Here is a 26,427-nt window from a genome sequence, read left to right as displayed (position 1 = left end):
GAATCGGGAGAGCTTCTAGCATCTCAGGCGGCAGCAAAGAAAAACCGGCTCTTGGGCCGGTTTTTTCATTCTTGTTGGTGGGTATCCTGGATGCAATCCGGGAGCGAAGGTTTGGACATTGCCTAATAAGGCTTGATGTCTGGCGCGGATGGCCTTTGTAGGGGGACGCGGAGCCGCCCAGGTCGTGCGCACCGATGACGTTCGCGCGGGGTTTCAGTGCGCACGGCGCACCTCACCCGGATATTTCTCGGCTTTCATCCGCGCAGCGTATGCGCTGCCAGACCGGGGAAATCGGTGATGATGCTGTCGACGCCGAAATCGGCCAGGCGGCGCATCAGCGCTGGTTCGTTGACCGTCCACACCGACACATGCAATCCCTGTTTCTGCGCCTTGAGCAAGCGCTCCGGGGTGCATAGCGTCCAGTTCAGCGCCAGTAGGTGGCAGCCATAATGGGCGGCGACCTTCAGCGGATCGAGCCAGGCATATTCTGCTACCAGGCCCAGCTGTAGATGGGGCGTCAGTTCGCGTGCGGCCTTGAGCACGGCACGTGAGCTGGAGGTGATGGTGATGCGATCTTTCAGGCCATGGCGTTCGACCAGTTCGGCGATGGCCAGCACGGTGCGGGCGGCGCGGATCTTCGAGGCACTCTTGACCTCCAGTTGCCAGTGCTCGAAGCGGCACTGCTCGAACAAATCATCCAGGCGCGGAATCGGGCAGGGGCGAACCCAGCCAGGGCCACTCTTGCGTGCGTCGTAGCGCACCAGATCGGCTGCGTCATGTTCGACCACCTTGCCGCGTAGCCCGGTCGTGCGCTTGAGTGTCGGGTCGTGAATGACCATCAGCTCGCCGTCGCGTGACAGGTGCAGATCCAGTTCGCAGCGGTCGACACCATGCTCCAGGCAGCGCTGGAAGCTGGCCAGGGTATTTTCCGGGGCTTCGCCCTTGGCGCCGCGATGGCCGTAGATAAGAGTCACTGTTGCTCCTTGGCGGGGTCGAGGTGACGCGCGCGGTGATGGCGCACGCTGTTGATCACGTGATCGTATTCGAAATAGACACTGAACTCGCGGTAGTCCCAGCGAGTGATCGGTGGCTGGCCGACAGGTGCATGTTCCTCGTCAGCCAGGCCGAAGCGTTCCAGCACCGAGCGTTTGGACTCGCCTTTGTGCGGCAGGTTGCGCTCATCGAGATCTGCACCCTGGGTGCCCACCGGGATGGTCAGGGTTTCAGCGAACAGTGGGGTGGGGGCGAGCAGGGCAAGCAGAAGAACGAAGCGATGCATGATGGGGCTCCTGAACAGCGATCACTCACGGGCCTGGCGACGCTCCAGGGCCTGTCTCTGCAGGATATGCCGAGCAAGCAGTTGACGCTGTGAGTCGGTCAACGCTTCGAACTCCGTGCCGATTTCATATTGGCCGTCGGCGCGCTGGCTGCAGTGCACCACCCGGGCGCGCAGCAGAAGACCGAGCGCCTGTGGCATCAGCACCATCTTGATCGCCAGGTGGCTGTATTCGGGCACGGGCTGGGCATTGTTGAAGCTGATGCCACCTTCGGACAGCGACACCTTGCGTGGTGAGCCGATATCGCGCAGCAAGCTCTGCGCCACGGCCTGGCCAAGCAGATCGATGCGCTTGTTGATCACTTTTAGGTAGTTGGCCAGGGTGCGATCGCGTTCGCTGATATGACGCAGCAGGTGCTGTGACTCGAAGTCCATCAGATGCAGGTCGCTAAGCAGATTGAACAGCGGCGAGGCATCGTGAAGCACGTCACTGGAGTGCGCCGCTGCGCCAGAGAGCAGGGTGAATTCCAGTGCGATCGTATCCTCGATACGATAGTATTCGCGGCGATCATCTACATCGTATGTCGACATGGCGAACCCATGGCAGCGGTGGTGGTCAGAGAACTCGTTGACGATCCGCCACGTAGCGGGCTCGTACTGGTTCTGAGTGTAAGGCCGCTCGCCAGGGCCCGCCACAAGGACGTTCCTTTTTCCCCTGACCCTTCCCGACATGTTCAGACCTCTGTTCGTATACATCGGTACGCGTTACACGCGCGCAAAAAGACGAAGCCACTTCGTTTCCTTCATTTCCCTGACCTCCATGCTCGGCCTCACCCTGGGGGTGATGGTGATGATCCTGGTGTTGTCGGTGATGAACGGCTTCGACCATGAAATGCGCACCCGCGTGCTGGGGATGATTCCGCATGCCACGGTCGAGTCGCCAACGCCGGTGAAGGACTGGCAGGCACTGGCACGCCAGGTCGAACAGCACGCGCGGGTCGAGGCCGTGGCGCCGTTCACCCAGATGCAAGGCCTGCTCACGCATGAGGGCAAGGTGCAGAAGGTGCTGATCAACGCCATCGATCCCGAGCAGGAGCGCAAGGTGTCGATCATCGACGGCTTCTTCCAGCAGGGCAGCCTGGATACGTTGCAGGCCGGCGAATTCGCCATGATCATCGGCGACAAGGCCGCGGCCAAGCTGGGCCTCAAGCTCGGTGACAAGGTCACCTTCGTCGCCCCCGAGGTCACCGTGACCCCGGCGGGTATGTTCCCACGCCTGAAGCGTTTCACCGTCACCGGTATCTTCCATGTCGGCGCCGGCGAGATCGACGGTGCCCTGGCATTGGCCAACATCAGCGACCTGGCGCGTCTGCAGCGCTGGCAGCCGGATCAGGTGCAGGGGCTGCGCCTGAAGTTCGACGACCTGTTCCAGGCGCCGCGCGCTGCCTGGGAGATCGCCCAGAGCCTCGATGGCGACTTCTACGCCCGTGACTGGACTCGCACCCACGGTAACCTCTACCAGGCCATCCGCATGGAAAAGACCATGATCGGCCTGCTGCTGCTGCTGATCGTCGCGGTGGCTGCGTTCAACATCATTTCCACGCTGGTGATGGTGGTGGCGGACAAGAAGGCTGATATCGCCATCCTGCGTACCCTGGGCGCCACGCCGCGGCAGATAATGGCCATCTTCATGGTGCAGGGCACGGTAATCGGCGTGGTCGGTACCCTGATCGGCGCCGTGCTCGGCATTCTTGCGGCGCTCAACATCAGCAGTCTGATCGCCGCTATCGAACGTCTGCTGGGCATCAAATTCCTCAATGCCGACGTCTACTTCATCGACTACCTGCCCTCGCAGCTGCAGACTTCCGATGTGGTTAGCGTCTGCGCGGCGGCGCTGCTGCTGAGCTTCTTCGCCACCCTGTATCCTGCCTGGCGTGCTGCGCGTACCCAGCCGGCCGAGGCCCTGCGTTATGAGTGATCTGATGAACGACCAAGCCAAGAATCCGCGCAACGCTGTCCTGAGCTGCCGTAACCTGGGCAAGCGCTACGAAGAGGGCCCCGAGTCCGTGGTGGTGCTCGATGGGCTCGAGCTGGAGCTGTTTCCCGGCGAGCGCGTGGCCATCGTCGGTAGCTCCGGCTCTGGCAAGAGCACGCTGCTCAACATGCTCGGTGGCCTGGATACGCCGAGCGAAGGCAGCGTATGGCTGGCGGGCGAGCAATTGTCGGCGCTCAGCGAGACTGCACGTGGCCTGTTGCGCAACCGCGCACTGGGCTTCGTCTATCAGTTCCACCACCTGCTGGCCGAGTTCACCGCGCTGGAAAATGCCTGCATGCCGCTGCTGATCGGCAAGACGCCAATTGCCGAGGCCCGCCAGCGCGCGACCGCGCTGCTTGAGCGAGTCGGGCTGGGGCATCGCTTGAATCACAAACCCTCCGAGTTGTCCGGTGGCGAGCGTCAGCGTGTGGCCATCGCGCGTGCCCTGGTTAATCGTCCGGGCCTGGTGCTGCTCGATGAGCCCACCGGTAACCTTGACCAACATACCGCCGAAGGTATTCAGGAGCTGATGCGCGAGCTCAGCCGAGATTCCAATACCGCGTTCCTGGTGGTGACCCACGACATGCAGCTGGCGCGGCAGATGGATCGCGTGCTGAGCCTGCAGGACGGCAAGCTGGTGAGCCTCTGATGTTCCGTCCGCTGAGCCTGTTCATCGGCACCCGCTACACGCGGGCCAAGCGCCGCAACCACTTCATTTCCTTCATTTCGCTGACCTCGATGATCGGCCTGGCGCTCGGCGTGCTGGCGATGATCGTGGTGCTGTCGGTGATGAATGGTTTCCAGAAGGAAATGAGCTCGCGCATTCTCGGTATGGTGCCGCACGCCATGCTCTATGGCGCCGAACCGGTCGCCGATTGGCGCGCCCTGGCCGACAAGGCCATGAGCAACCCGCAGGTGCAGGCTGCCGCGCCCTATGCCGAGCTCGAAGGCATGCTGTCGCATCGTGGGTTGATGCAGCCGATCCAGATCCATGGCATCGACCCGGCCGAGGAGGCCAAGGTGTCGATCCTGCCCGACCATATCCGTCAGGGCAGCCTGAGCAATCTGCAGCCCGGTGAGTTCGGCGTGGTCATCGGCGATATCACCGCGCGGCGTTTCGGCCTGCAGGTGGGCGACAAGCTGACCCTGATCATTCCCGAGCTGAGCAATGCTCCCGGTGGCATTACCCCGCGCATGCAACGCTTGAACGTGGCGGCAGTGTTCAAGGTCGGTGCCGAGCTGGATAGCTCGCTGGCGTTGATCAACGTCGCCGATGCCGCCGCCATGCAGCGCCTGCCGGAAGGCACGGTGCCGGGCATCCGTCTGGCGCTGAAGGATCTGTACCAGGCGCCGCAGGTGTCCAAGGCGCTGGTTGCGTCACTGGGGGACGGTTACCGCGCCGATGATTGGACGCACACCCAGGGCAGTCTGTTCAGCGCGATGAAGATGGAAAAGACCATGATCGGCCTGTTGCTGCTGCTGATCGTCGCCGTCGCTGCATTCAACATCATCGCCACACTGATCATGGTGGTGGCCGACAAGGGCGGTGATATCGCCATCCTGCGCACCCTCGGTGCCACGCCGCGGCAGATCATGGCGATCTTCATGGTGCAGGGTAGCGTGATCGGCGTGGTCGGTACGCTGATCGGCACTGTGCTAGGCGTGCTCGCTGCGCTCAACGTCAGTGCCCTGGTGGCCTGGCTGGAATCCTTCGCTGGGCAGCAAGTGCTCAGCTCCGATGTCTACTTCATCAGCAGCCTGCCGTCCGATCTGCAATGGCTCGATGTGGCGCTGATCTGCTCAGCAGCGCTGATCCTGAGCTTCCTGGCGACGGTCTACCCGTCCTGGCGCGCCGCTCAGGTGCAGCCTGCCGAGGCGCTGCGTTACGAATAGCGGTTAGCTCGGATTTATCCGGGCTACACTTCTGTTCGTCGGGCCAGATCGGCCCATGTGCAGGGAGCACAGCAATGCGCGCAGGGATGCTGGCGCTCGCTTTGGGCTTATTGTCACTTCGATTCCTTCCGGCATTGCCGCCAGCCTGGTTGTTGCTCGTTTGTGCAGCGCTGGGCCTTGCACTGTTGGCCTCTCGCCTCTACCTAATCGGTTTTTTCCTGCTGGGCATGGCCTGGGCCTGCACCTCGGCGCAGTGGGCGCTGGATGATCGACTGGCGCCAGCGCTCGATGGCCGCACCCTGTGGTTGGAAGGGCAGGTGGTCGGGTTGCCAGCCGTCGCCAATGGCGTGGTGCGTTTTCAGCTCGAAGATGCGTTGTCACGTCGCGGCGAACTGCCGCAACTGATCCGCCTGTCCTGGCGCAATGGGCCGGAGATTCGCGGTGGGGAGCGCTGGCGTCTGGCGGTCAGTCTGCGTCAACCCCATGGTCTGGTGAATCCGCAGGCCTTCGACTACGAGGCCTGGTTGCTGGCGCAGCGCATCGGGGCCACCGGTACGGTCAAGACCGGGCAGCGCCTGAGCGAGGCGGGTGGGCTGGGGGCCTGGCGTGATCAGGTGCGTCAGCATCTGCTCGAGGTGGAGGCCTTCGGCCGCGCCGGCGGTCTTGCCGCGCTGGTGCTGGGTGACGGTTCGGGCCTGAGCACCGCCGACTGGCGTCTGTTGCAGCATACCGGCACGGTGCATCTGATGGTCATTTCCGGTCAGCACATCACCATGCTGGCCGGTCTGCTCTATGGTCTGGTGGCAGGCTTGGCCCGCCTGGGCTTGTGGCCGCGACGTTGGCCTTGGTTGCCCTGTGCCTGCGTGTTGGCATTGAGTGGGGCTCTGGCCTACGGACTGATGGCTGGTTTCGAGGTGCCGGTGCGGCGTGCTTGCGTGATGATCGCGCTGGTGCTGCTGTGGCGTTTGCGCTTCCGTCATCTGGGTGTCTGGTGGCCATTGCTGCTGGCGTTGGTGGTGGTGCTGCTGGCCGAGCCACTAGCGGTGTTGCAGCCAGGCTTCTGGTTGTCGTTCGCTGCGGTTGCCGTGCTGATAGTGGTCTTCGCGGGGCGCCTGGGTAGTTGGAGTGCCTGGCGGAGTCTGGGGCGTGCGCAGTGGACAATGGCTTTCGGCCTGTTGCCAGCGATGTTGGCGTTGGGGTTGCCGGTCAGCGCCAGCGGGCCGTTGGCCAATCTGATTGCCGTGCCCTGGGTGGGTGTACTGGTTGTGCCGCTAGCCTTGCTGGGAACACTGCTGCTGCCCATTCCCTGGTTGGGTGAAGGGTTGCTGACGCTGGCGGGCGGGTTGTTGGCGCTGCTGTTTCTCATGCTGGGACAGATCGCGTCGTGGTTGCCAGCCTGGCTGCCGTCGAGTGTGCCCTGGTGGGCGTTGCTGCTGGCTGTGTTGGGAGCAGCCTTGTTGCTGCTGCCATCGGGCGTGCCGTTGCGTCTGCCCGGGTTGTTTCTATTGCTGCCGGCACTGCTCGTGCAGAGCAAGCCTGTGCCACATGGGTTGGCGCAGGTATGGGTATTCGATGTAGGGCAGGGCCTGTCGGTGCTGGTGCGTACCCGTGAGCACGCGCTGCTCTACGATGCAGGGCCGAGTTTCGGTGACTTCGACATGGGTGAGCGTGTGGTCTTGCCGTCGTTGCGTGCGCTCGATGTGCGGCGCCTGGATTTGCTGCTGCTCAGTCACGCTGACAATGATCATGCTGGCGGGGCCGGTGCCATCGTTGATGGCTTGCCCGTTGCCCTGGTGCGCAGTGGCGAGGTGGAGCGCCTGGCGCCTGGACTGCAGGCCGAACCCTGTACCGCTCAGCGCTGGCAGTGGGATGACGTCGAGTTTCAGCTGTGGCGCTGGGCTGAGGGCGGGCCGGGTAACCCGAGTTCCTGCGTCCTGCGGGTCAGTGCCCAGGGCGAGAGCCTGCTGCTGACTGGCGACATCGACAGTCGCACCGAGCGGGCATTGCTGGGCAGTGAGCTACCAGCCCAGGCTGAATGGCTGCTGGTGCCGCACCATGGTAGCCGCAGCTCATCGAGCCCGGGCTTTCTCAACGCTGTCGCGCCGCATGGCGGGCTGTTGTCGCGTGGCCGGCACAACAGCTTCGGTCATCCCCACCCTCAGGTGGTGGCGCGTTATATCGCGCGTGACGTGGTGTTGCACGATACCGCTGAGCAGGGCGCTCTGATGCTATGGCTGGGCACTTATGGAGAGGTCAACGGCTTGCGTGAGCAAAGGCGTTTCTGGCGGGAAAAATGAGAACCGCAGCGGTGCGTCAGGAAGGGGCTGTGCTAGAGTGGCGCCACTTTTTCGAGGGGGAATCTATACCGTGTGGGAACTGGTCAAGTCCGGCGGCTGGGTGATGCTGCCGATCATTCTCTGCTCCATCGCTGCTGCCGGCATCATTGCCGAGCGCCTGTGGACCCTGCGTCCTTCCCGTGTCGCCCCGGCCAACCTGCTGGCCCAGGTGTGGCAGTGGATCAAGGACAAGAAGCTGAACAACCAGAAGCTCAAGGAACTGCGTGGGCATTCGCCGCTCGGTCAGATCCTCGCTGCCGGTCTGGCCAACTCCAAGCATGGCCGCGAGGTCATGAAGGAGTGCATCGAAGAGGCCGCCGCTCGTGTCATTCATGATCTTGAGCGCTACCTCAATGCCCTCGGCACCATTGCCGGTATTGCGCCGCTGCTCGGCTTGCTCGGCACCGTGCTGGCGATGATCGATATTTTCGGCGCCTTCATGGGCACGACCGGTGGTGCCAATACCCAGATGCTCGCCGGCGGCATTGCCAAGGCGCTGATCACCACAGCAACCGGTCTGATCGTGGCGATTCCGGCACTGTTCTTCCATCGTTTCCTCACCCGTCGTGTCGACGAACTGGTGGTGGGTATGGAGCAGGAAGCGATCAAACTGGTGGAAATGCTGCAGGGCGACCGTGAGGTCGATATGAGCGATGCCCCGGCCCCTGCTGCCACCGCCGAGAAACCGGGTCGCAAGGAAGGACGCAAAGCGTGAAGTTCCGGCGTAGTCGGCGTGAGAACGTCGAGATCAACCTGGCCTCACTGATCGATGTGGTGTTCATCCTGCTGCTGTTCTTCGTGGTCAGCACCACCTTCACCCGCGAGACCCAGCTCAAGGTGGATCTGCCCGAAGCGGCCAGCGGCACGCCGCCAGAGCAGACCGCTCTCAAGCAGCTGGAGATTCTGGTCAGCGCCGACGGTGCCTTTTCGGTGAATGGCCAGGCGCTGCTGGAGAGCAACCTGAGCAACCTCATGGCCGCGTTGCAGAAAGAGTCCGACGGCGACAACAGCCTGCCGCTGACCATCAGCGCCGATGGCAAGACGCCGCATCAGGCGGTGATCACTGCCATGGATGCGGCTGGCAAGCTGGGTTTTTCGCACCTGCGCATCACCACGGTGGAAGCACAGGAAGCCCCCTGAGTGAGCGCCGCCGATCGCCTGCTCGATGCCTGGTACCGAGGCCATCCGGCCCTCGCGCTGCTGCGTCCGCTGGAATGGCTGTACCGCCGTGTGGTTCAGGGCAAGCGCGCCCGGTTTCTGGCTGGCGAGGGGGATATCTACCGTGCGCCGGTACCGGTGCTGGTGGTGGGCAATATCACCGTTGGTGGCACTGGCAAGACGCCGCTGATCCTCTTTCTGATCGAGCACTGCCGCTCACGTGGGCTACGTGTCGGCGTGGTCAGTCGTGGTTATGGCGCCAAGCCGCCGAGCCTGCCCTGGCGGGTACGCAGCGAGCACGTTGCAGCGCAGGCGGGTGACGAACCTCTGTTGATCGTGCAGCGTACGGACGTGCCGCTGATGATCGACCCGGATCGCAGCCGTGCCGTGCGCGCGCTGCTGGCCGAAGAACCGCTGGATCTGATCCTCTGCGACGACGGCCTGCAGCACTACCGCCTGGCACGTGACCTGGAGCTGGTATTGATCGACGCCGCCCGTGGTCTGGGCAATCGTCACTGCCTGCCGGCCGGGCCACTGCGTGAACCTGCTGAGCGTCTGAGCGAAGTCGATGCGGTCTTGCTCAACGGCGCCGAGTCTGACCGCGAGGAGGGTTTCGCTTTTCGTCTGCAACCGACGGCGTTGGTGAATCTGGCCAGTGGTGAGCGTGTGGCACTCGATCATTTCCCTCCGGGTCAGGCCGTGCATGCCGTCGCCGGCATCGGCAACCCGCAACGTTTCTTCAATACCCTCGAAGCGCTAAACTGGCGGCCGGTTCCGCATCCCTTCGCCGACCATGCCCAGTACGACGCCGCCAGGCTCAGCTTCGAGCCGTCGCTGCCGCTGCTGATGACCGAGAAGGATGCGGTGAAATGCCGGGCCTTCGCCGCTGCCGACTGGTGGTACCTGGCCGTCGATGCCGTGCCCACGACGGCCTTCGTCGATTGGCTGGATGGACAGCTGGCCCGCCTCATACCGGGGCGTACGTAACCCCATCAAGGACTCCGCCATGGACCTTAAACTGCTCGATATCCTCGCCTGCCCGATCTGCAAGGGCCCTCTGCAACTCTCCGAAGACAAGACCGAACTGATCAGTAAGGGCGCTGGCGTGGCCTACCCGATCCGCGATGGCATCCCGGTGATGCTGGAAAGCGAAGCACGCACCCTGAATACCGATGAGCGTCTGGACAAGTAAATGAGCGCAGCCTTTACCGTCGTCATCCCCGCCCGTTACGCCTCCACCCGTTTGCCCGGCAAGCCGCTGCAGGACATTGCCGGAAAGCCCATGGTGCAACACGTCTGGGAGCAGGCCAGAAAGAGTTCGGCCAGCCGAGTGGTCGTGGCCACCGATGATGCGCGCATCGTCGAGGCCTGCCAGGCATTCGGTGCCGAGGTACTGCTGACTCGCGTGGATCACAATTCAGGTACTGATCGCTTGGCTGAAGTCGCCACCCAGCTCGGTTTGCCTGCCGATGCCATCGTGGTCAACGTGCAGGGCGATGAGCCGCTGATCCCTCCCGTGATCATCGATCAGGTGGCGGCCAACCTGGCCGCCAATCCGCAGGCCGCTATCGCCACCCTGGCCGAGCCCATCGAGGATGTCACTGCGCTGTTCAACCCCAATGTGGTCAAGGTAGTCGCCGACAAGAACGGCCTGGCCCTGACCTTCAGCCGCGCACCGCTGGCCTGGGCGCGCGACGCCTTTGCCAGGACGCGTGATGTCCTGCCTGAAGGCGTGCCTTATCGTCGCCATATCGGCATCTATGCCTACCGCGCCGGTTTCCTGCATGACTTCGTGTCCTGGGGCCCGTGCTGGCTGGAAGACACCGAGTGCCTGGAGCAGCTTCGTGCGCTGTACCACGGCGTGCGTATCCACGTAGCCGATGCTCTCGAAGCGCCGGCCGCTGGGGTCGATACGGCCGAAGACCTGGAGCGGGTGCGTCACCTGTTGGGGGCCTGATGAAGGTTCTCTTCGTCTGTCTGGGCAACATCTGCCGCTCGCCTACTGCCGAAGGCGTCTTTCGCCACAAGCTACGTGCTGCGGGACTGGAGGAGCGCGTGCAGGTGGATTCCGCCGGTACCGGCGATTGGCACGTTGGCAAGGCGCCGGACAGTCGTACACGCCAGGCCGCCCTCCGCCGTGGTTATGACCTGTCCGCGCAGCGTGCACGCCAGGTCGAGACTGCCGACTTTCAGCGTTTCGACCTGATCCTGGCCATGGATCAGAGCAACTTGCGCAACCTGCAGGCATTGCGTCCAGCCAATGCCCGTGCCGATCTCGACCTGTATCTGCGCCGTTACGAATTGGCCCTGGATGAAGTGCCTGACCCTTATTACGGCGGGGAAGATGGTTTCGAGCAGGTACTGGATCTGATCGAGCAGGCCAGTGATGCGTTGCTGGTCGAAATCAAGGGGCGTCTGTGAGCCTGAATCTGCAGAGTGACGTTTCGCTCAAGGCCTTCAACAGTTTCGGGGTCGATGTGCGGGCTCGGCTGTTCGCCGAGGCGCATGACGATGAGGATGTACGCGAGGCATTGAGCCTGGCGGCGCAGCGGAATTTGCCGCTGCTGGTGATTGGTGGTGGCAGCAACCTGCTGCTCACTCGTGATGTCGAGGCGCTGGTGCTGCGCATGGCCAGCCGTGGCATCCGTCTCCTCAGCGATGACGGCGAGCGGGTGTTGCTGGAGGCCGAGGCCGGCGAGCCGTGGCATCCCTTCGTACAGTGGAGCCTGGCGCAAGGGCTGAGCGGTTTGGAAAACCTCAGCCTGATTCCTGGCACCGTTGGCGCGGCTCCTATGCAGAACATCGGCGCCTATGGCGTGGAGATCAAGGATCTGTTCGCTGGTCTCAGCGCGTTGGATCGACAGACTGGCGAGCTTCGGGACTTCACGCTGGACGAATGTGCCTTCGCCTACCGTGACAGTCTGTTCAAGCGCGAGTCTGGACGCTGGTTGATTCTGCGCGTGCGCTTCCAGTTGAGCCGCTTGGCCTCGTTGCGCCTGGATTATGGCCCGGTGCGCCAGCGCCTGGTGGAGATGGGAATCGAAGCGCCAACAGCGAGTGACGTCAGTCGGGCGATCTGCGCGATCCGTAGCGAGAAGCTGCCGAATCCGGCCGAACTGGGTAACGCTGGCAGTTTCTTCAAGAACCCTGTGGTGTCCTTCGAGCTGGCCGAGCAGATTCGCGCGGAGCATGCCGATCTGGTCAGCTATCCGGCTGGTGAGGGTTTGGTCAAGCTGGCAGCTGGCTGGTTGATCGAGAGGGCAGGGTGGAAGGGCTTTCGCGAGGGCGATGCCGGCGTGCATCGTCTGCAGGCATTGGTGCTGGTCAATTATGGTGGCGCCAGTGGCGAGCAGTTGCTGCAGTTGGCGCAGCGCATTCAGGCTGATGTATTGACGCGTTTCGGTGTCGTGCTGGAAATCGAGCCCAACGTCCTTTGATGGTTTGCGCTCTCTGTAGGCGTTCGCTGCTACAGAAATGAAAAGGGGGATGCCATGGCATCCCCCTTTTTCATTGCCGCTTAAGGATCAAACCTGAGGCTTGGCCTCTTCCTTCTCGCTGCTTGCTTCTTCCTGCTGCGGCTGCTCGACGACTTCGCTTGCAGCCTGCTCGCTGCTGGCTGGCGCGACTTCAGCACTGGCTTCGGCTGCCGGAGTGGCCTCGACCACGGCGGCTTCTGCTTCCACTGGAGCGCTTTCCACGACAGCAGGAGCTGCCTCGGCTACCGGCGCAACGACAGCTGCTTCGGCGGCTTCGCGGGCCAGACGCTCGGCTTCACGCTTGCGACGACGCACTTCGCGCGGGTCGTTGGGCGCGCGACCACCAGCGATCGGAGCGGCGGGTGCGGCTTCGACGGGGGCTTCGGCTACAGCTGGAGTCTGTTCTGGCGCGGCCAGCTCGATCTCTACCTGAGCAGCGACTTCCGGCTGAGCGACGGGCTCTGGGACGTCGACCTGTGCCGGTGCTGGTGCGACCGGTGCAACTTCGGTCTCGACAATGGCAGCAGGTTGCTCGGCAGCCTCGACGACTTCCGCGGCTACGACGGTTTCGCTGGTTTCACTTGCGCCAGGCTCTTGTTCCTGGACAACTGCTGCTTGCTCAACGACCGGAGTCACGGGGGCTTCGACCGGGGCTGGCTCGGCGGCTGCAGGGGCTTCTTCGCTAGCGATGCTGGCGCTGCTCTCGACGCTTTCGGCGACGACCGCGGCGGCAGCAACGGTAGCGGCGGCTGCGACCTGGCTTTCGCCTTCATCAGCTTCGGCGTTTTCGATCAGGTTACCGTCGGCATCACGCTGACGCTCACGACGGTTGCTGCGGCGACGCTGACCACGGGAGCGACGACGTGGACGCTCGCCATCGTTGCTTTCCTGCTCGTCGTCTTGCAGTTGCTCTTCGTTGTTCGGCAGCGCTTCGTCCTGCAGGGCTTCTGCCTGCTCGGCACGCGGCTGACGCTCTTCGCGCGGCGGACGCTGACGCTCCTGGCGCTCGCCACGTGGCTGACGCTCGGCGCGCTCTTCACGTTGCTCGCTGCTGGTGGCGTCCAGCGGTTCGCGAAGTTCACGTACGCGTTCTTCACGCGGGGCACGCTCTTCACGCGGCTTGCGCTCGCGGCGGTTTTCCTGGCCTTCACGCGGCTCGCGCGGGGCACGTTCTTCACGCGGAGCACGCTCTTCACGCGGGGCGCGTTCTTCGCGCGGCTTGCGCTCTTCGTCGCGACGGCCGCCACGATTGCGGCTTTGCTGGCGACCGTTGCGGCGCTCTTCGCGCGGCGGACGCTCGCTGCTCTTCTTCTCGACGACCGCAGGCTTGGCTTCTTCTTCCTTGCCGGCGAACAGGCTGACCAGCGACTTTACCAGGCCTTTGAACAGGCTCGGCTCCGGCGCCTTGGTCGGGGCCAGCGGCGCTTGCGGCTCGGCTGCGACCGGGGCGCTGCTGCGCGGGGCGGCCTTGATCGCGGCTTCCTGGCGAACCAGGGTGCGCGTGGCGGCGGCCGGGTGGGCGGTCGCTTCTTCGGTTTCCGCGGTGGCGGCGATTTCGTAGCTGGTCTGGCCGCTCAGTGCTTCCGGGCTGTCGTCACGCAGACGCTGCACTTCGAAATGCGGCGTTTCCAGGTGGTCGTTCGGCAGGATCACGATGCGCGCACGGGTGCGCAGTTCGATCTTGGTGATCGAGTTGCGCTTCTCGTTGAGCAGGAACGCGGCGACCGGGATCGGTACCTGGGCGCGGACTTCGGCGGTGCGATCCTTCAGGGCTTCTTCTTCGATCAGACGCAGGATGGCCAGCGACAGGGACTCGACGTCGCGGATGATGCCTTGGCCGTTGCAACGCGGGCAGACGATGCCGCTGGTTTCACCCAGGGACGGACGCAGGCGTTGACGGGACATTTCCAGCAGGCCGAAGCGCGAAATGCGGCCGACCTGAACGCGGGCGCGGTCAGCTTCCAGGGCTTCACGCACCTTCTCTTCGACGGCGCGCTGGTTCTTGGCCGGAGTCATGTCGATGAAGTCGATGACGATCAGGCCGCCGATGTCGCGCAGGCGCAGTTGGCGGGCGATTTCTTCAGCCGCTTCCAGGTTGGTCTGCAGGGCGGTTTCCTCGATGTCGCTGCCTTTGGTGGCGCGCGCCGAGTTGATGTCGATGGAAACCAGGGCTTCGGTCGGGTCGATGACGATGGAGCCGCCGGACGGCAGCTTCACTTCACGCTGGAAGGCGGTTTCGATCTGGCTTTCGATCTGGAACCGGTTGAACAGCGGTACGCTGTCCTCGTATAGCTTGATCTTGCTGGCGTACTGCGGCATCACCTGCTGAATGAAGCTCAGGGCTTCTTCCTGGGCTTCGACGCTATCGACCAGGACTTCGCCGATGTCCTGGCGCAGGTAGTCGCGGATGGCGCGGATGATGACGTTGGATTCCTGATAGATCAGGAACGGGGCAGGGCGGCTGGTGGAGGCTTCCTTGATGGCGCTCCACAGTTGCAGCAGGTAGTCGAGATCCCACTGCATTTCTTCGCTGGAGCGGCCCAGGCCGGCAGTACGCACGATCAGACCCATGTCGGCCGGCGCATTGAGGCCGTTCAGTGCTTCGCGCAGTTCGTTGCGCTCTTCGCCTTCGATGCGGCGGGAAATGCCACCGGCACGCGGGTTGTTCGGCATCAGTACCAGGTAACGACCTGCGAGGCTGATGAAGGTGGTCAGGGCTGCGCCCTTGTTGCCGCGTTCTTCTTTCTCGACCTGGACGATGACTTCCTGGCCTTCCTTGAGCACGTCCTTGATGTTGACGCGGCCGCCTTCAGGAGACTTGGAGAAATATTCGCGGGAGATTTCTTTGAGGGGGAGGAAGCCGTGACGTTCGGAGCCGAAGTCGACGAAGGCTGCTTCGAGGCTGGGTTCGACGCGAGTGATGCGGCCTTTGTAGATATTGGCCTTCTTCTGTTCGCGGGCGCCGGACTCGATGTCCAGATCGTAGAGTTTTTGGCCATCTACCAGGGCAACACGCAACTCTTCGGGCTGAGTTGCGTTAATTAGCATTCTTTTCATGTGGTACCAATGGATTCCGGGGCTACCGGAAGCCACGTTAGGCACACACGACTCTCAGGGTCGGTGTCAGGCGCGTCAGAAACGGTCGTAAATCGTTCCACTGTCGAGCGACGGCCAGTCATCAGAGGTGGCGGTCGCGACGGACGTCTCCTGCTTGCTGTGGTGACAGAAAGCACTCAGTCAGGAAGAGGAATCAACTGAAGGTCGCGGACGAGATGAGGCGTCTTTGATCAAGCCAGGGCTACGCAGGCCGACAGTTGTACATCTCCACCCTACACGTATCGCTGAAAATCGGGTGCCGCGCGCGGATTCCGCAGCGGTTGTCATTTACCGCGACCGCCTTGTCAGGGCGAGTCGCGCATCATACTCAAGGCGTTATTTCCGAACTCTTCGCGACCACTTCGCGGCCTTTCTAACTCTGAAGAATCCGTCGGACGGCCTCACGTCCTGAATGGTTTGCGCGGGCAGGGGATGGCAAGGTTGGCGATCATCCGCAGGCCAGGCCGCTTTTGGCGGCGTTCGCGACTATATCAGTAATGATTAAGTGCTTCAATTCCATAAAAAATTGTTATGATTGCGCGATGACTACTCCTGCCTCTCCAACCTCCGGCGTTCAGCTGATCGAGGTTGCACCGGAACTCGCCGGCCAACGCATCGACAACTTCCTCAGGACACAGCTCAAAGGTGTGCCCAAGACCTTGATTTACCGCATCTTGCGCAAGGGCGAGGTGCGTGTGAACAAGGGGCGGATCAAGCCCGAATACAAACTCCAGGCTGGCGATATCGTGCGCGTGCCGCCACTGCGTCTGGCCGAGCGCGATGAGCCTGAGCCGCTGGCGCAGGGGCTGCTCGAGCGCCTCGAGGCGGCCATCGTCTATGAGGACAAGGCGCTGATCGTGCTGAACAAACCGGCCGGTATTGCCGTGCATGGCGGTAGTGGCTTGAATTACGGGGTGATCGAGGCGTTCCGTCAGCTGCGTCCCGATGCCAAGGATCTGGAGCTGGTGCATCGTCTGGATCGCGATACCTCGGGCCTGCTGATGATTGCCAAGAAACGCAGCATGCTGCGCCATCTGCATGAGCAATTGCGTGGCGATGGTGTCGACAAGCGCTACATGGCCTTGGTGCGTGGCCACTGGGCAACCGCCAAGAAGCAGATCAACGCGCCGTTGCAGAAGAGCAACCTGCGTTCTGGCGAGCGCATGGTCGAGGTCGATAGCGAGGGCAAGGAGGCGTTGACGCTATTTCGTGTGCTGCGCCGTTTCGGTGAGTTCGCCACCTTGGTCGAAGCCAAGCCGGTGACCGGGCGTACCCATCAGATTCGTGTGCATGCCAAGCATGCCGGGCACTCCATCGCGGGTGACTCCAAGTACGGTGATGACGATTTCACTCGTGAAATCCGCGACCTGGGTGGCAAGCGCCTGTTCCTGCATGCCTATGAGCTGCATGTGCCATTGCCTGATGGTGGTGTGTTGAAGCTTGAGGCGCCTGTAGATGAAATGTGGGCGAAAACCCTGGAGCGCCTGAGTGCCTGATTATCGGCTGCTGATCTTCGATTGGGACGGCACCTTGGTGGATTCCATCGGCCGTATTGTCGAGGCCATGCATCGTGCCGCTGACGTGGTTGGCCTGGTGCGCTGCAGTGACGCCGAGGTGCGCGGCATTATCGGTCTGGAATTGGGGCATGCCATCCAGACCCTCTATCCGGAACTCCATGAGCCGGCTCTACTCGAAGTCATCCGCCGTGCCTACAGTGAGCAATACCTGTTGTTGGAGCGTGAGCCCTCGCCGCTTTTCGAGGGTGTGAAAGAGTCGCTCGAGGTATTTCGCGAGCAGGGTTATCACTTGGCGGTGGCGACGGGCAAAGGACGCAATGGCCTGCATCGTGTGCTGGCGGATAAAGGATGGCTGGACTATTTCGATATCACTCGCTGTGCGGATGAGACTGCCGGCAAGCCTGACCCACGCATGTTGCACGAGATTCTGGCGCACTGTGACGTGTCTCCTGAGCGTGCGCTGATGGTTGGGGATTCGACTTTCGATCTGCTGATGGCGCGTAATGCGGGTGTCGATAGCGTTGCTGTCGGGTACGGTGCCCAGCCGCTGTCGGTGCTGCGTGAGTGTGGCCCGCGCCTGGCTATCGAGCAATTCAATGAACTGCGTACGTGGCTGGAGAGTCATCCGCTACGGCGCGAAGCAAAGGTGAGCGAACATGTCGGATGAGTGGAAGTCATCGGCCTCCTCCCAGGGCGAGGATGCCAAGAGCTGGAAGCTGCTGGAAAAGGCCTTGTTGTCCAGTGTGCAAGAGCAGCGACGCTCGCGGCGCTGGGGGATTTTTTTCAAGTTCCTGACTTTCATCTATCTGTTTGGCGCATTGGTGCTGTTCCTGCCGATCCTCGATCTGAAAAAGACCTCGACGAGCGAAGGGCATACGGCACTGATCGAGATTCGCGGGATGATCGCCGATCGCGAGGAGGCCAGTGCGGACAAGGTGGTCGGTAGTCTGCGTGCCGCTTTCGAGGATACTGGTACCAAGGGTGTGATCCTGCGCATCAACAGCCCGGGCGGCAGTCCGGTGCAGTCCGGCTACATCTATGACGAGATCCGCCGTCTGCGTGGCGAGTATCCGCAAACCAAGGTGTATGCGGTGATCTCCGATCTTGGTGCTTCGGGCGCCTATTACATTGCCAGTGCGGCGGACGAGATCTATGCCGACAAGGCCAGTCTGGTCGGCTCCATTGGTGTGACCGCGGCCAGTTTCGGTTTTGTCGAGACGATGGAAAAGCTCGGTGTCGAGCGTCGCGTCTACACCTCGGGCGAGCACAAGGCGTTTCTCGATCCCTTCCAGCCGCAAAAGGAAGAAGAGACCCGTTTCTGGAAGACCGTTCTCGATACCACGCATCGTCAGTTCATCGACAGTGTGAAGAAAGGGCGTGGCGAGCGGCTGAAGGTGGGCGAGCATCCCGAACTGTTCTCCGGGTTGGTCTGGTCGGGCGAGCAGGCGCTGCAGTTGGGGTTGGTCGATGCGCTGGGCAGTGCCAGCTATGTCGCACGCGAAGTGATTGGCGAGAAAGAGCTGGTCGACTTCACTGTGCGTGATACACCGTTCGATCGTTTTGCCAAGCGCCTGGGTACCAGTGTCGCGGATCGTATTGCGCTATGGATGGGCTTCCAGGGGCCGACGCTGCGCTGAGGGTCGGCCGAGGTGTGTCAGTGGTGCGCATGGCGCACCCTACGGCACGTCTATTCCTTCGTTGATCAGCATGTCCACCAGTCGAATGAGAGGCAGGCCGATCAGGCTGCTGGCGTCTTCGCCTTCGGTGCTGCGGAACAGGCTGATGCCCAGTCCTTCGGATTTGAAGCTGCCGGCGCAGTCGAATGGCTGTTCGCGTTGCAGGTAGCGCAGTATCTGCGTGTCGCTGAGCGAGCGGAAGTGCACGGTAAAGGGCACGCAATCGACCTGGCAGCGACCGCTCTGGCTGTTTAACAGTGCCAGGCCGGTGAGAAAGGTCACGCTGCTGCCGCTGGCGGCGCGCAACTGCTTCTGTGCGCGCTCCAGGTCGTGAGGTTTGCCGAGAATCTGTCCGTCGCCGAGTACGGCGACCTGATCCGAGCCGATGATCAGGTGGTCGGTGTATCGCTCGGCCAGTGCGCGCGCCTTCTCCTCGGCCAGGCGCCTGACCAGGTCGATGGCGGCTTCATCTTCGCGGCGGGTCTCGTCGATGCTCGGTGATTGCCAGGTGAAGGGCAGTTGCAGGCGGTCGAGCAGTTCGCGGCGATAGGGTGAGCTGGAGGCGAGCAGCAGTGCAGGCACGGTCTCTTCCTTCTTTATATAGAGGGGCGGCAAATTCTACTGGCCTCGCCCCTGCGCTGACAGGCTGAATTTCCTTTGACAGAGGCAGGGTGCATCCCTAGAATGCTGCGCCTATGTTGAATGGGCCGATTCCACCTCACGTTGATCCGCGCAAGCTCGCCGACCGCGAAGCTACCCTTGAAGGGCAGCTCGAACTGGCCAGCCTGCAGCGTCTCTGCGACCCGCTTGCCGATACGGCTGGCGTGGTGCAGGCGAAGTTTCATTTCGCCCGTGATGAGCAGAAAACTGTGGTTATCCGCAGTGAGCTCGAGGTTGAGGTCAAAATGGTCTGCCAGCGTTGTCTGGAGCTGGTCGCGCTACCCATCCGCAGCGAGTGTGAATACGCGGTGGTTCGGGTTGGAGCGAACACTCAGTCCTTGCCGAAGGGCTACGACGTGCTGGAAGTGGGCGAAGAGCCGCTGGAGCTGCTTGGTCTGGTCGAGGAAGAGTTACTTCTCGCCCTGCCGATCGTTCCTGCTCATGCCCCAGGTGATTGCCAGCAGCCGGACGGTCTCGATGAGCCCGAGCCAGGCGAGGACGAGGTATCGCGGTCCAACCCGTTCAGTGTATTGGCGCAGTTAAAGCGTGACCCAAACGTTTAGGAGTTAATGAGTTATGGCTGTTCAGCAGAACAAAAAATCCCGTTCCGCCCGCGACATGCGTCGTTCGCACGACGCTCTCGAGGCCAGCACCCTGTCCGTAGAGAAGAGCACCGGTGAAGTTCACCTGCGCCACCACGTTTCTCCGGAAGGCGTGTACCGCGGCCGCAAAGTGATCGACAAGGGCGCTGACGAGTAATCCTTGTCCGCCTCGATCATCGCGATTGATGCAATGGGTGGGGACTTCGGTCCCCACTGCATTGTTCCGGCCTGCATTGCTGCGCTGGCCGAATTCCCCTCGCTACACCTGGCCCTTGTCGGCCAAGCTCCCCTTATCGAAGAACAGCTCGCTCGCCATTCCGGCGTCGATCGCGCTCGCCTGCAGGTTCATCATGCCAGCGAAGTGATCGCCATGGACGAGCGTCCGGCCCAGGCCTTGCGTGGCAAGCCCGATGCCTCGATGCGCGTGGCGCTGGAAATGGTGCGTCAGCGCCAGGCGCACGCCTGCGTCAGCGCCGGCAATACCGGTGCGCTGATGGCGTTGTCGCGCTATGTGCTGAAGACGCTGCCGGGCATCGACAGGCCGGCCATGGTCAGCCCGATTCCCACTGAGCGCGGTCACTGCTACTTGCTGGATTTGGGGGCTAACGTCGATTGCAGTGCTGAGCACCTCTACCAGTTCGCCATCATGGGCGCTGTGGCGGCCGAGACGCTTGGTGTGTCTCGGCCGCGGGTCGCCTTGCTCAATGTCGGCACCGAAGACATCAAGGGTAATCAGCAGGTCAAGCTGGCGGCCAATATGCTGCAGCAGGCTCAGGGGCTGAACTTCATCGGCTATATAGAGGGTGATGGGGTGTATCGCGGCGAAGCCGATGTCGTGGTGTGCGACGGTTTTGTCGGCAATATCCTGCTCAAGTCCAGCGAAGGCCTGGCCAAGATGATTACCGGAAGGGTCGAAACACTGTTCAGCGAAGGACTGTTCGCTCAGGCGATTGGTGCCTTGGCGATGCCGCTGCTGCGCCGTCTCAAGGCCGACCTGGCGCCAGCCAGACACAATGGTGCGAGCTTCCTCGGTCTGCAGGGCATCGTGGTCAAGAGTCACGGCGCGGCCGGGCAGGAGAGCTTCCAGAGTGCCATTCGCTGTGCGTTGCGCGAGGTGCAGGAGAATTTGCCGCAGCGACTGCATGGTCGACTTGAAGACTTGTTGTTGTAGACTCGTCGCCTTCGCTGGCCGGGACTCATCGCCTGGAATGTGACCGCGACACGCGGCCTGCCATCCAACTGTCAGTTTTCTGCGCCGGATTCGTTCTGGTGTGGTTTTTTCGACTCAAGGGACTTTTTCATGTCTGCATCCCTCGCATTCGTCTTCCCCGGTCAGGGTTCGCAAGCCCTGGCCATGCTCGCCGATCACGGTGCCCAGCAGAAACTGGTGCTCGATACCTTCGGCGAGGCTTCCGAAGCGCTCGGCTATGACCTCTGGGCATTGACCCAGCAAGGGCCGGAAGAGCAACTGAATCAGACCGACAAGACTCAGCCGGCCATTCTCACCGCCTCCATCGCCTTGTGGCGCCTGTGGCAGGCCGAGGGCGGCGCCAAGCCGGCATTCGTCGCCGGTCATAGCCTGGGTGAATACTCCGCTCTGGTGGCTGCTGGCAGCATTGGCTTTGCCGATGCCGTGAAGCTGGTGGAGCGTCGTGGTCAGTTGATGCAGCAGGCTGTGCCGGCCGGGCAGGGCGGCATGGCCGCCATCCTCGGTCTTGAAGATGCCGACGTGCTTGCTGCTTGCGCCGAGGCGGCGCAGGGCGATGTGGTCAGTGCAGTGAACTTCAATGCGCCGGGTCAGGTGGTGATCGCGGGTAGCGCTGCTGCCGTCGAGCGCGCCATCGAGGCCTGCAAGGCGCGTGGTGCCAAGCGCGCCATGGCGCTGCCGGTCAGCGTGCCGTCGCATTGTGCGCTGATGAAGCCTGCCGCCGAGCGTTTCGCCGAGTCGGTCGAGGCCCTGAATTGGCAAGCACCGCAGATTCCGCTGGTACAGAACGTCAGTGCCGCAGTGGTATCGGATCTGGGCACTCTCAAGGCCGACTTGCTGGCGCAGTTGTACAGCCCGGTGCGTTGGGTCGAGTCGATGGTGCGTCTGTCCGAGCAGGGCGTGACCGACCTGGTCGAGTGCGGTCCCGGCAAGGTGCTGAGTGGTCTGAACAAGCGCTGCGTCAAAGGCATCAACACTTACAACCTGGATACCCCCGATGCTTTCGCTGCCGCTCGTGCTGCGTTGGCTTGAGAAAGGAGAACGAACATGAGTCTGCAAGGTAAGGTCGCGCTGGTTACCGGCGCCAGCCGTGGCATCGGCCAGGCAATCGCCCTGGAACTGGGTCGTCAGGGTGCCATCGTCATCGGCACCGCCACCAGCCCATCGGGCGCCGAGCGTATCGCCGAGACCCTGAAGGCCAATGGTGTCGAAGGTGCCGGCCTGGTACTCGATGTGAGTAACGACGAATCCGTTGCCACCACCCTCGAACACATCCAGCAACATCTTGGTCAGCCGCTGATCCTGGTCAACAACGCCGGTATCACTCGCGATAATCTGATGCTGCGCATGAAGGACGACGAGTGGCATGACGTCATCAACACCAACCTGAACAGCCTCTACCGTCTGTCCAAGGCCGTGCTGCGTGGCATGACCAAGGCGCGTTTCGGGCGCATCATCAATATTGGCTCCGTGGTCGGTGCGATGGGCAATGCCGGTCAGGTCAACTACGCAGCAGCCAAGGCCGGTCTGGAAGGTTTCAGCCGTGCCCTGGCGCGTGAAGTCGGTTCTCGCGGTATCACGGTCAACTCGGTAGCGCCTGGTTTCATCGACACCGATATGACTCGCGAACTGCCGGAAGGTCAGCGCGATGCGCTGCTGACGCAGATTCCGCTGGGCCGTCTGGGTCAGGCAGAAGAGATCGCCAAGGTGGTCGGTTTCCTGGCTTCCGATGGCGCAGGTTACGTCACTGGGGCTACTATCCCGGTGAACGGCGGTATGTACATGAGCTAAAAAGGGCGCCTTCGAATGATCGGAGGCTCTCGAATGTGACGCGAGCCATCAGAAAACTGTCATAGTGGCTGTCTAAAATCCGTTATAAAGCTGCAACAGGTTTATAGACAGATCGTTGAAGTGTTCCTGGGGGCTCCCCGGCATTCAGCTTGAAATGCTAAAAACCCTTTCTATACACTTGGCCGCTACCAGCTGCCTGGATTTGTCCAATAGGAGTGAAAACAAGGTATGAGCACCATCGAAGAACGCGTCAAGAAAATCGTTGCCGAGCAACTTGGCGTCAAGGAAGAGGAAGTCACCAACAGCGCTTCCTTCGTTGAAGACCTGGGTGCCGACTCTCTTGACACCGTTGAGCTGGTGATGGCTCTCGAGGAAGAATTCGAGACCGAGATCCCGGACGAGCAAGCCGAGAAGATCACCACCGTTCAGGAAGCTATCGACTACGTGACTGCCCACGCGCAATAAGTCACCGTCAGCTTTCTGACCGAGAGAAGCCGCACTGCCCTAATCAGGCGTGCGGCTTTTCTTTACGTGCAAGGCGCCTGCAGCGCCTGAGTAGAACAAGAGGAGATTGCTGTGTCGCGTAGACGCGTCGTGGTTACCGGTATGGGCATGCTGTCGCCGCTGGGTAACGATGTGCCGAGCAGCTGGCAGGGCATTTTGGCCGGGCGCAGTGGCATCGGTCTGATTGAACACATGGACCTGTCCGCCTACTCCACCCGTTTTGGCGGGTCGGTCAAAGGTTTCAATGTCGAGGAGTACCTCTCCGCCAAGGAGGCGCGCAAGCTCGACCTATTCATTCAGTATGGCCTCGCTGCGTGCTTCCAGGCGATGCGTGACTCCGGTCTGGAGGTCACTGACGCCAATCGTGAGCGTATTGGCGTGGCCATGGGCTCCGGTATCGGCGGCCTGACCAATATCGAGAACAACTGCAAATCGCTGCATGAGCAGGGGCCGCGGCGTATTTCGCCGTTCTTCGTGCCAGGCTCGATCATCAATATGATTTCCGGCTTCCTGTCGATCCATCTGGGTCTGCAGGGGCCGAACTACGCCATTACCACGGCGTGCACCACGGGTACCCACTGCATTGGCATGGCCGCGCGCAACATCGCCTATGGTGAAGCTGACGTGATGGTTGCCGGCGGTGCCGAGATGGCTGCCTGCGGTCTGGGTATGGGTGGTTTCGGCGCTGCTCGCGCGCTGTCGACCCGTAACGATGAGCCGGCCAAGGCAAGTCGTCCCTGGGACAAGGGCCGTGATGGCTTCGTGCTCTCCGATGGTTCTGGCGCCCTGGTGCTGGAAGAGCTGGAACACGCCAAGGCGCGTGGCGCCACCATCTATGCCGAGCTGATTGGCTTCGGCATGAGTGGCGATGCCTTCCACATGACTTCACCGCCCGAGGATGGCGCCGGTGCTGCCCGCTGCATGAAGGCGGCGCTGCGTGATGCTGGCATCAATGCCGATCAGGTGCAGTACATCAACGCTCACGGTACTTCGACCCCGGCTGGCGATATCGCCGAAGCTGCGGCAGTCAAGAGCGTGTTCGGTGATCACGCCTACAAGCTGTCGGTCAGCTCGACCAAGTCGATGACCGGTCACCTGCTCGGCGCTGCTGGTGCGGTGGAGGCGATCTTCAGCGTGCTGGCGATCCGTGATCAGGTCGCGCCGCCGACGATCAACCTGGACGAGCCGGACGAAGGCTGCGATCTGGACTTCGTTGCGCATCAGGCCAAAGCCAGGCCGATCGAGATCGCTCTGTCGAACTCCTTCGGCTTTGGCGGCACCAACGGCTCGCTGTTGTTCCGTCGGTTCAACGGTTGATGCGCAGCTGGGTCAACGGCGCGCCCGGCGAGCAGTTGTCGGTTCGCGACCGTGGCCTGGCTTACGGCGATGGTCTGTTCGAGACCATCGCCGTGCGTGGTGGGCGTATCCCGCTGCTGGCGCGACATCTGGTGCGCCTGGCCGACGGTTGTCGGCGTCTGTCCATCCCGCTCGATCTGACCCTGATGGAGGCCGAACTGCAGGCCTTCGCTGCGCAGCTCGACGAGGGGGTGGCCAAGCTGGTCGTCACCCGCGGCGAGGGCCAGCGCGGCTACGCGCCGCCACAACCCTGCCAGCCGCTGCGTATCCTGCAGGCGGCTCCGCTACCGCAGTATCCCGCTGCGCATGCCGAGCAGGGCGTACGTCTGTTCCCTTGTGTAACCCGGCTGGCCGAGCAACCTGCACTGGCTGGACTCAAGCACCTCAACCGCTTGGAGCAGGTATTGGCGCGTGCCGAGTGGCAGGATGCCGAGTGCGCCGAAGGGCTGATGTGTGACAGCAGCGGTCGGGTCATCGAAGGGGTGTACAGCAATCTGTTTCTGGTCGTGGCTGGCGGGCTGGTTACCGCCGATCTATCGCGCTGTGGGGTGGCCGGTGTGATGCGCGCCGAAATCCTGCAGCAGGCGCAGTTGCTCGGGTTGTCCATCGAGTTACGCGATATTTCCTTCGACGAACTGCTGGGGGCGGACGAAGTCTTTCTCTGCAACAGCCTTTACGGCATCTGGCCTGTGCGGGCGCTGCAAGAGCGACACTGGTCGGTCGGGCCGCTCACCCGTAAACTGCAGGCCATCGTTTGCGACCTACTGAGTAAATAACTGGTGCTACGCAAGATTTTGGTGCTGCTCGAGTGCGGCGTGCTGCTGGCCGCGTTGCTGGTGGTGGGAGCCGCCTGGCAACAGCAGAGGGCGCTGGAGCAACCCCTGCATCTGACTGAAGAAATGCTGCTGGAGGTGCCGACCGGTGCCACCCCGAGTGGGCTGCTCAATCGCCTGGAGGCGGAGGGCGTGATCGACAACGCCCTCTGGCTGCGTCTTTACTGGCGATTCAACCTGCGCGCGCCAGCCTTGCACAGTGGCGAGTATCGACTGCTGCCCGAGCACACGGCCAAGGACATGCTCGGCCTGTGGCAACGCGGCGAGGTGGTGCAGTACAGCCTGACCCTGGTCGAGGGCTGGAACTTCCGCCAGGTACGTGCCGCGTTAGGCCGACAGGAGCGCCTGGAGCAGCGTCTGGCCGATCTCACCGACGCGCAGTTGATGGAGCGTCTGGGTCTTGCCGGGCAGAACCCGGAAGGACGCTTCTTCCCTGATACCTATCGCTATGTGCGTGGCATGAGCGATGAGGATCTGCTCAAGCAGGCCAACGCGCGCCTCGAAGCCGTACTGGCTGAAGAATGGCAAAAGCGTGCCGAGGGCTTGCCCTACCGTGAGCCCTACGATGCCTTGATCATGGCATCAATGATCGAGAAGGAAACCGGCGTACCCGAGGAACGCGGTGAAATCGCCGGGGTATTCGTGCGCCGCCTGCGCATCGGCATGCGTCTGCAGACCGACCCCACGGTGATCTACGGCATGGGCGAGCGCTACAACGGCCGTATCACCCGTGCCGACCTGCGCACGCCGACGCCCTACAACACCTACACCATCGACGGCATGCCGCCCACGCCAATCGCCATGGTCGGCCGTGAGGCGATCAATGCGGCGCTCAATCCGCTCGATGGCTCCACGCTGTATTTCGTCGCACGAGGCGACGGCAGCCATGTGTTCTCCAGAACCCTGGACGAGCACAACCGCGCGGTGCGCGAATACCAGCTCAAGCGCCGTGCCGATTACCGTTCCAGCCCCGCACCACGCGCGGCTGCCGACACTGAATAAGGGCAATCC

28 protein-coding genes are annotated in these 26,427 nt (G+C 62.3%); 23 read left to right on the top strand and 5 right to left on the bottom strand.

The features are described 5' to 3' along the window. Positions 1-254: 254 nt before the first annotated feature. Genes C7A17_RS01545 through C7A17_RS01535 form a run of 3 tightly spaced genes read right to left on the bottom strand, consistent with a single transcriptional unit; the run spans position 255 to position 1,867 of the window. Entirely contained in the window at positions 255-974 is a 720-nt protein-coding gene (locus C7A17_RS01545) for a glycerophosphodiester phosphodiesterase (RefSeq protein WP_106736349.1), read from the bottom strand. After that, positions 971-1,279, bottom strand: coding sequence for a phosphodiesterase (locus C7A17_RS01540; protein WP_106736348.1), 309 nt, complete (start codon positions 1,277-1,279; stop codon positions 971-973). Before C7A17_RS01540 ends, C7A17_RS01545 begins: the two co-directional genes overlap by 4 nt. Before the next feature lie 21 nt (positions 1,280-1,300). Further along, complete coding sequence (locus C7A17_RS01535) at positions 1,301-1,867, bottom strand: PilZ domain-containing protein (protein ID WP_106736347.1); 567 nt, start codon at positions 1,865-1,867, stop codon at positions 1,301-1,303. Between the two features lie 139 nt (positions 1,868-2,006). Here C7A17_RS01535 and C7A17_RS01530 point away from each other — a divergent pair, with 139 nt between their 5' ends. From C7A17_RS01530 to murB, 11 genes are all read left to right on the top strand, one after another. Next, the gene (locus C7A17_RS01530; RefSeq protein WP_106736346.1) at positions 2,007-3,254 is read left to right on the top strand and encodes a lipoprotein-releasing ABC transporter permease subunit; all 1,248 of its coding nucleotides are present in this window, start codon (positions 2,007-2,009) and stop codon (positions 3,252-3,254) included. 4 nt (positions 3,255-3,258) lie between these two features. Then, the gene (gene lolD, locus C7A17_RS01525) at positions 3,259-3,960 is read left to right on the top strand and encodes a lipoprotein-releasing ABC transporter ATP-binding protein LolD (protein ID WP_106736345.1); all 702 of its coding nucleotides are present in this window, start codon (positions 3,259-3,261) and stop codon (positions 3,958-3,960) included. Next, on the top strand, positions 3,960-5,204 hold the full coding sequence (locus C7A17_RS01520) for a lipoprotein-releasing ABC transporter permease subunit (protein ID WP_106736344.1): 1,245 nt from the start codon (positions 3,960-3,962) through the stop codon (positions 5,202-5,204). The genes lolD and C7A17_RS01520 overlap by 1 nt, the downstream gene beginning before the upstream one ends. 74 nt (positions 5,205-5,278) lie before the next feature. Next, positions 5,279-7,501 carry a DNA internalization-related competence protein ComEC/Rec2 gene (locus tag C7A17_RS01515; protein ID WP_106736343.1) on the top strand — a complete coding sequence of 741 codons (2,223 nt, stop codon included), beginning with the start codon at positions 5,279-5,281 and terminating at the stop codon, positions 7,499-7,501. Positions 7,502-7,571: 70 nt separating this feature from the next. After that, positions 7,572-8,255, top strand: coding sequence for a MotA/TolQ/ExbB proton channel family protein (locus C7A17_RS01510; RefSeq protein ID WP_106736342.1), 684 nt, complete (start codon positions 7,572-7,574; stop codon positions 8,253-8,255). After that, positions 8,252-8,680: an ExbD/TolR family protein gene (locus C7A17_RS01505; RefSeq protein ID WP_106736341.1), complete on the top strand. Its 429-nt coding sequence runs from the start codon at positions 8,252-8,254 to the stop codon at positions 8,678-8,680. Before C7A17_RS01510 ends, C7A17_RS01505 begins: the two co-directional genes overlap by 4 nt. Continuing rightward, a complete protein-coding gene (gene lpxK, locus C7A17_RS01500; protein ID WP_106736340.1) occupies positions 8,681-9,685 on the top strand; it encodes a tetraacyldisaccharide 4'-kinase in 1,005 nt (334 codons plus the stop codon). It begins immediately after the preceding gene. Between the two features lie 19 nt (positions 9,686-9,704). Continuing rightward, positions 9,705-9,890 (top strand): Trm112 family protein, encoded by a 186-nt coding sequence (locus C7A17_RS01495; protein WP_013714804.1) that lies wholly within the window; start codon positions 9,705-9,707, stop codon positions 9,888-9,890. Further along, on the top strand, positions 9,891-10,655 hold the full coding sequence (kdsB, locus tag C7A17_RS01490; RefSeq protein ID WP_106736339.1) for a 3-deoxy-manno-octulosonate cytidylyltransferase: 765 nt from the start codon (positions 9,891-9,893) through the stop codon (positions 10,653-10,655). Further along, a complete protein-coding gene (locus tag C7A17_RS01485; protein ID WP_106736338.1) occupies positions 10,655-11,119 on the top strand; it encodes a low molecular weight protein-tyrosine-phosphatase in 465 nt (154 codons plus the stop codon). Before kdsB ends, C7A17_RS01485 begins: the two co-directional genes overlap by 1 nt. Beyond that, positions 11,116-12,135 carry a UDP-N-acetylmuramate dehydrogenase gene (gene murB / locus C7A17_RS01480; RefSeq protein WP_106736337.1) on the top strand — a complete coding sequence of 340 codons (1,020 nt, stop codon included), beginning with the start codon at positions 11,116-11,118 and terminating at the stop codon, positions 12,133-12,135. Before C7A17_RS01485 ends, murB begins: the two co-directional genes overlap by 4 nt. 87 nt (positions 12,136-12,222) lie before the next feature. Here the strand turns inward: murB and rne are convergent, their stop codons facing one another. Next, entirely contained in the window at positions 12,223-15,231 is a 3,009-nt protein-coding gene (gene rne / locus C7A17_RS01475; protein WP_106736336.1) for a ribonuclease E, read from the bottom strand. 581 nt (positions 15,232-15,812) lie between these two features. Between rne and rluC the strand changes: the two genes are divergently transcribed. The 3 genes from rluC to sppA are packed head-to-tail and all read left to right on the top strand — an operon-like array spanning position 15,813 to position 18,424. Next, positions 15,813-16,766: a 23S rRNA pseudouridine(955/2504/2580) synthase RluC gene (rluC, locus tag C7A17_RS01470; RefSeq protein WP_106736335.1), complete on the top strand. Its 954-nt coding sequence runs from the start codon at positions 15,813-15,815 to the stop codon at positions 16,764-16,766. Then, the gene (locus tag C7A17_RS01465) at positions 16,759-17,454 is read left to right on the top strand and encodes an HAD-IA family hydrolase (RefSeq protein ID WP_106736334.1); all 696 of its coding nucleotides are present in this window, start codon (positions 16,759-16,761) and stop codon (positions 17,452-17,454) included. The genes rluC and C7A17_RS01465 overlap by 8 nt, the downstream gene beginning before the upstream one ends. Then, on the top strand, positions 17,444-18,424 hold the full coding sequence (sppA, locus tag C7A17_RS01460) for a signal peptide peptidase SppA (RefSeq protein WP_106736333.1): 981 nt from the start codon (positions 17,444-17,446) through the stop codon (positions 18,422-18,424). Before C7A17_RS01465 ends, sppA begins: the two co-directional genes overlap by 11 nt. Positions 18,425-18,463: 39 nt before the next feature. Here sppA and C7A17_RS01455 read toward each other — a convergent pair whose 3' ends face one another. Then, positions 18,464-19,045: a Maf family protein gene (locus C7A17_RS01455; RefSeq protein ID WP_106736332.1), complete on the bottom strand. Its 582-nt coding sequence runs from the start codon at positions 19,043-19,045 to the stop codon at positions 18,464-18,466. A 113-nt stretch (positions 19,046-19,158) separates the two neighbouring features. On the opposite strand from C7A17_RS01455, the gene C7A17_RS01450 reads away from it, so the two are divergent. The 9 genes from C7A17_RS01450 (at position 19,159) to mltG (ending at position 26,418) form a co-directional block, all read left to right on the top strand. Further along, positions 19,159-19,686, top strand: coding sequence for a YceD family protein (locus C7A17_RS01450; protein WP_074675227.1), 528 nt, complete (start codon positions 19,159-19,161; stop codon positions 19,684-19,686). A gap of 13 nt (positions 19,687-19,699) precedes the next feature. Then, positions 19,700-19,882: a 50S ribosomal protein L32 gene (rpmF, locus tag C7A17_RS01445; RefSeq protein ID WP_003245185.1), complete on the top strand. Its 183-nt coding sequence runs from the start codon at positions 19,700-19,702 to the stop codon at positions 19,880-19,882. A gap of 3 nt (positions 19,883-19,885) precedes the next feature. After that, positions 19,886-20,896, top strand: a complete 1,011-nt coding sequence (gene plsX, locus C7A17_RS01440) for a phosphate acyltransferase PlsX (RefSeq protein ID WP_106736331.1) — start codon at positions 19,886-19,888, stop codon at positions 20,894-20,896. A gap of 129 nt (positions 20,897-21,025) precedes the next feature. Then, positions 21,026-21,964: an ACP S-malonyltransferase gene (fabD, locus tag C7A17_RS01435; RefSeq protein WP_074941103.1), complete on the top strand. Its 939-nt coding sequence runs from the start codon at positions 21,026-21,028 to the stop codon at positions 21,962-21,964. Positions 21,965-21,979: 15 nt separating this feature from the next. Beyond that, on the top strand, positions 21,980-22,723 hold the full coding sequence (gene fabG / locus C7A17_RS01430) for a 3-oxoacyl-ACP reductase FabG (RefSeq protein ID WP_090426132.1): 744 nt from the start codon (positions 21,980-21,982) through the stop codon (positions 22,721-22,723). Positions 22,724-22,951: 228 nt separating this feature from the next. Further along, the gene (acpP, locus tag C7A17_RS01425) at positions 22,952-23,188 is read left to right on the top strand and encodes an acyl carrier protein (protein WP_003245177.1); all 237 of its coding nucleotides are present in this window, start codon (positions 22,952-22,954) and stop codon (positions 23,186-23,188) included. Positions 23,189-23,299: 111 nt separating this feature from the next. After that, on the top strand, positions 23,300-24,544 hold the full coding sequence (gene fabF / locus C7A17_RS01420; RefSeq protein WP_106736330.1) for a beta-ketoacyl-ACP synthase II: 1,245 nt from the start codon (positions 23,300-23,302) through the stop codon (positions 24,542-24,544). After that, positions 24,544-25,359 carry an aminodeoxychorismate lyase gene (gene pabC / locus C7A17_RS01415; RefSeq protein ID WP_106736329.1) on the top strand — a complete coding sequence of 272 codons (816 nt, stop codon included), beginning with the start codon at positions 24,544-24,546 and terminating at the stop codon, positions 25,357-25,359. The genes fabF and pabC overlap by 1 nt, the downstream gene beginning before the upstream one ends. Before the next feature lie 3 nt (positions 25,360-25,362). Then, a complete protein-coding gene (mltG, locus tag C7A17_RS01410; RefSeq protein WP_106736328.1) occupies positions 25,363-26,418 on the top strand; it encodes an endolytic transglycosylase MltG in 1,056 nt (351 codons plus the stop codon). The last annotated feature ends 9 nt before the right edge of the window (positions 26,419-26,427 follow it).

Source organism: Pseudomonas mendocina (assembly GCF_003008615.1).
Taxonomy (GTDB): Bacteria; Pseudomonadota; Gammaproteobacteria; order Pseudomonadales; family Pseudomonadaceae; genus Aquipseudomonas; species Aquipseudomonas mendocina_C.
Note: the sequence above shows the minus strand (reverse complement) of the source record. Positions and strands in the feature narration are given on the sequence as shown.

Excerpts from the sequence above, each read along its gene's own strand:
- C7A17_RS01495 (WP_013714804.1), top strand. The coding sequence starts at position 9,705 with ATGGACCTTAAACTGCTCGATATCCTCGCCTGCCCGATCTGCAAGGGC.
- sppA (WP_106736333.1), top strand. The coding sequence starts at position 17,444 with ATGTCGGATGAGTGGAAGTCATCGGCCTCCTCCCAGGGCGAGGATGCC.
- acpP (WP_003245177.1), top strand. The coding sequence starts at position 22,952 with ATGAGCACCATCGAAGAACGCGTCAAGAAAATCGTTGCCGAGCAACTT.
- C7A17_RS01450 (WP_074675227.1), top strand. The coding sequence starts at position 19,159 with ATGTTGAATGGGCCGATTCCACCTCACGTTGATCCGCGCAAGCTCGCC.
- kdsB (WP_106736339.1), top strand. The coding sequence starts at position 9,891 with ATGAGCGCAGCCTTTACCGTCGTCATCCCCGCCCGTTACGCCTCCACC.
- C7A17_RS01530 (WP_106736346.1), top strand. The coding sequence starts at position 2,007 with ATGTTCAGACCTCTGTTCGTATACATCGGTACGCGTTACACGCGCGCA.
- C7A17_RS01515 (WP_106736343.1), top strand. The coding sequence starts at position 5,279 with ATGCGCGCAGGGATGCTGGCGCTCGCTTTGGGCTTATTGTCACTTCGA.
- rpmF (WP_003245185.1), top strand. The coding sequence starts at position 19,700 with ATGGCTGTTCAGCAGAACAAAAAATCCCGTTCCGCCCGCGACATGCGT.
- fabG (WP_090426132.1), top strand. The coding sequence starts at position 21,980 with ATGAGTCTGCAAGGTAAGGTCGCGCTGGTTACCGGCGCCAGCCGTGGC.
- C7A17_RS01485 (WP_106736338.1), top strand. The coding sequence starts at position 10,655 with ATGAAGGTTCTCTTCGTCTGTCTGGGCAACATCTGCCGCTCGCCTACT.
- C7A17_RS01520 (WP_106736344.1), top strand. The coding sequence starts at position 3,960 with ATGTTCCGTCCGCTGAGCCTGTTCATCGGCACCCGCTACACGCGGGCC.
- lolD (WP_106736345.1), top strand. The coding sequence starts at position 3,259 with ATGAACGACCAAGCCAAGAATCCGCGCAACGCTGTCCTGAGCTGCCGT.
- fabD (WP_074941103.1), top strand. The coding sequence starts at position 21,026 with ATGTCTGCATCCCTCGCATTCGTCTTCCCCGGTCAGGGTTCGCAAGCC.
- rne (WP_106736336.1), bottom strand. The coding sequence starts at position 15,231 with ATGAAAAGAATGCTAATTAACGCAACTCAGCCCGAAGAGTTGCGTGTT.
- pabC (WP_106736329.1), top strand. The coding sequence starts at position 24,544 with ATGCGCAGCTGGGTCAACGGCGCGCCCGGCGAGCAGTTGTCGGTTCGC.
- C7A17_RS01535 (WP_106736347.1), bottom strand. The coding sequence starts at position 1,867 with ATGTCGACATACGATGTAGATGATCGCCGCGAATACTATCGTATCGAG.
- C7A17_RS01540 (WP_106736348.1), bottom strand. The coding sequence starts at position 1,279 with ATGCATCGCTTCGTTCTTCTGCTTGCCCTGCTCGCCCCCACCCCACTG.
- rluC (WP_106736335.1), top strand. The coding sequence starts at position 15,813 with ATGACTACTCCTGCCTCTCCAACCTCCGGCGTTCAGCTGATCGAGGTT.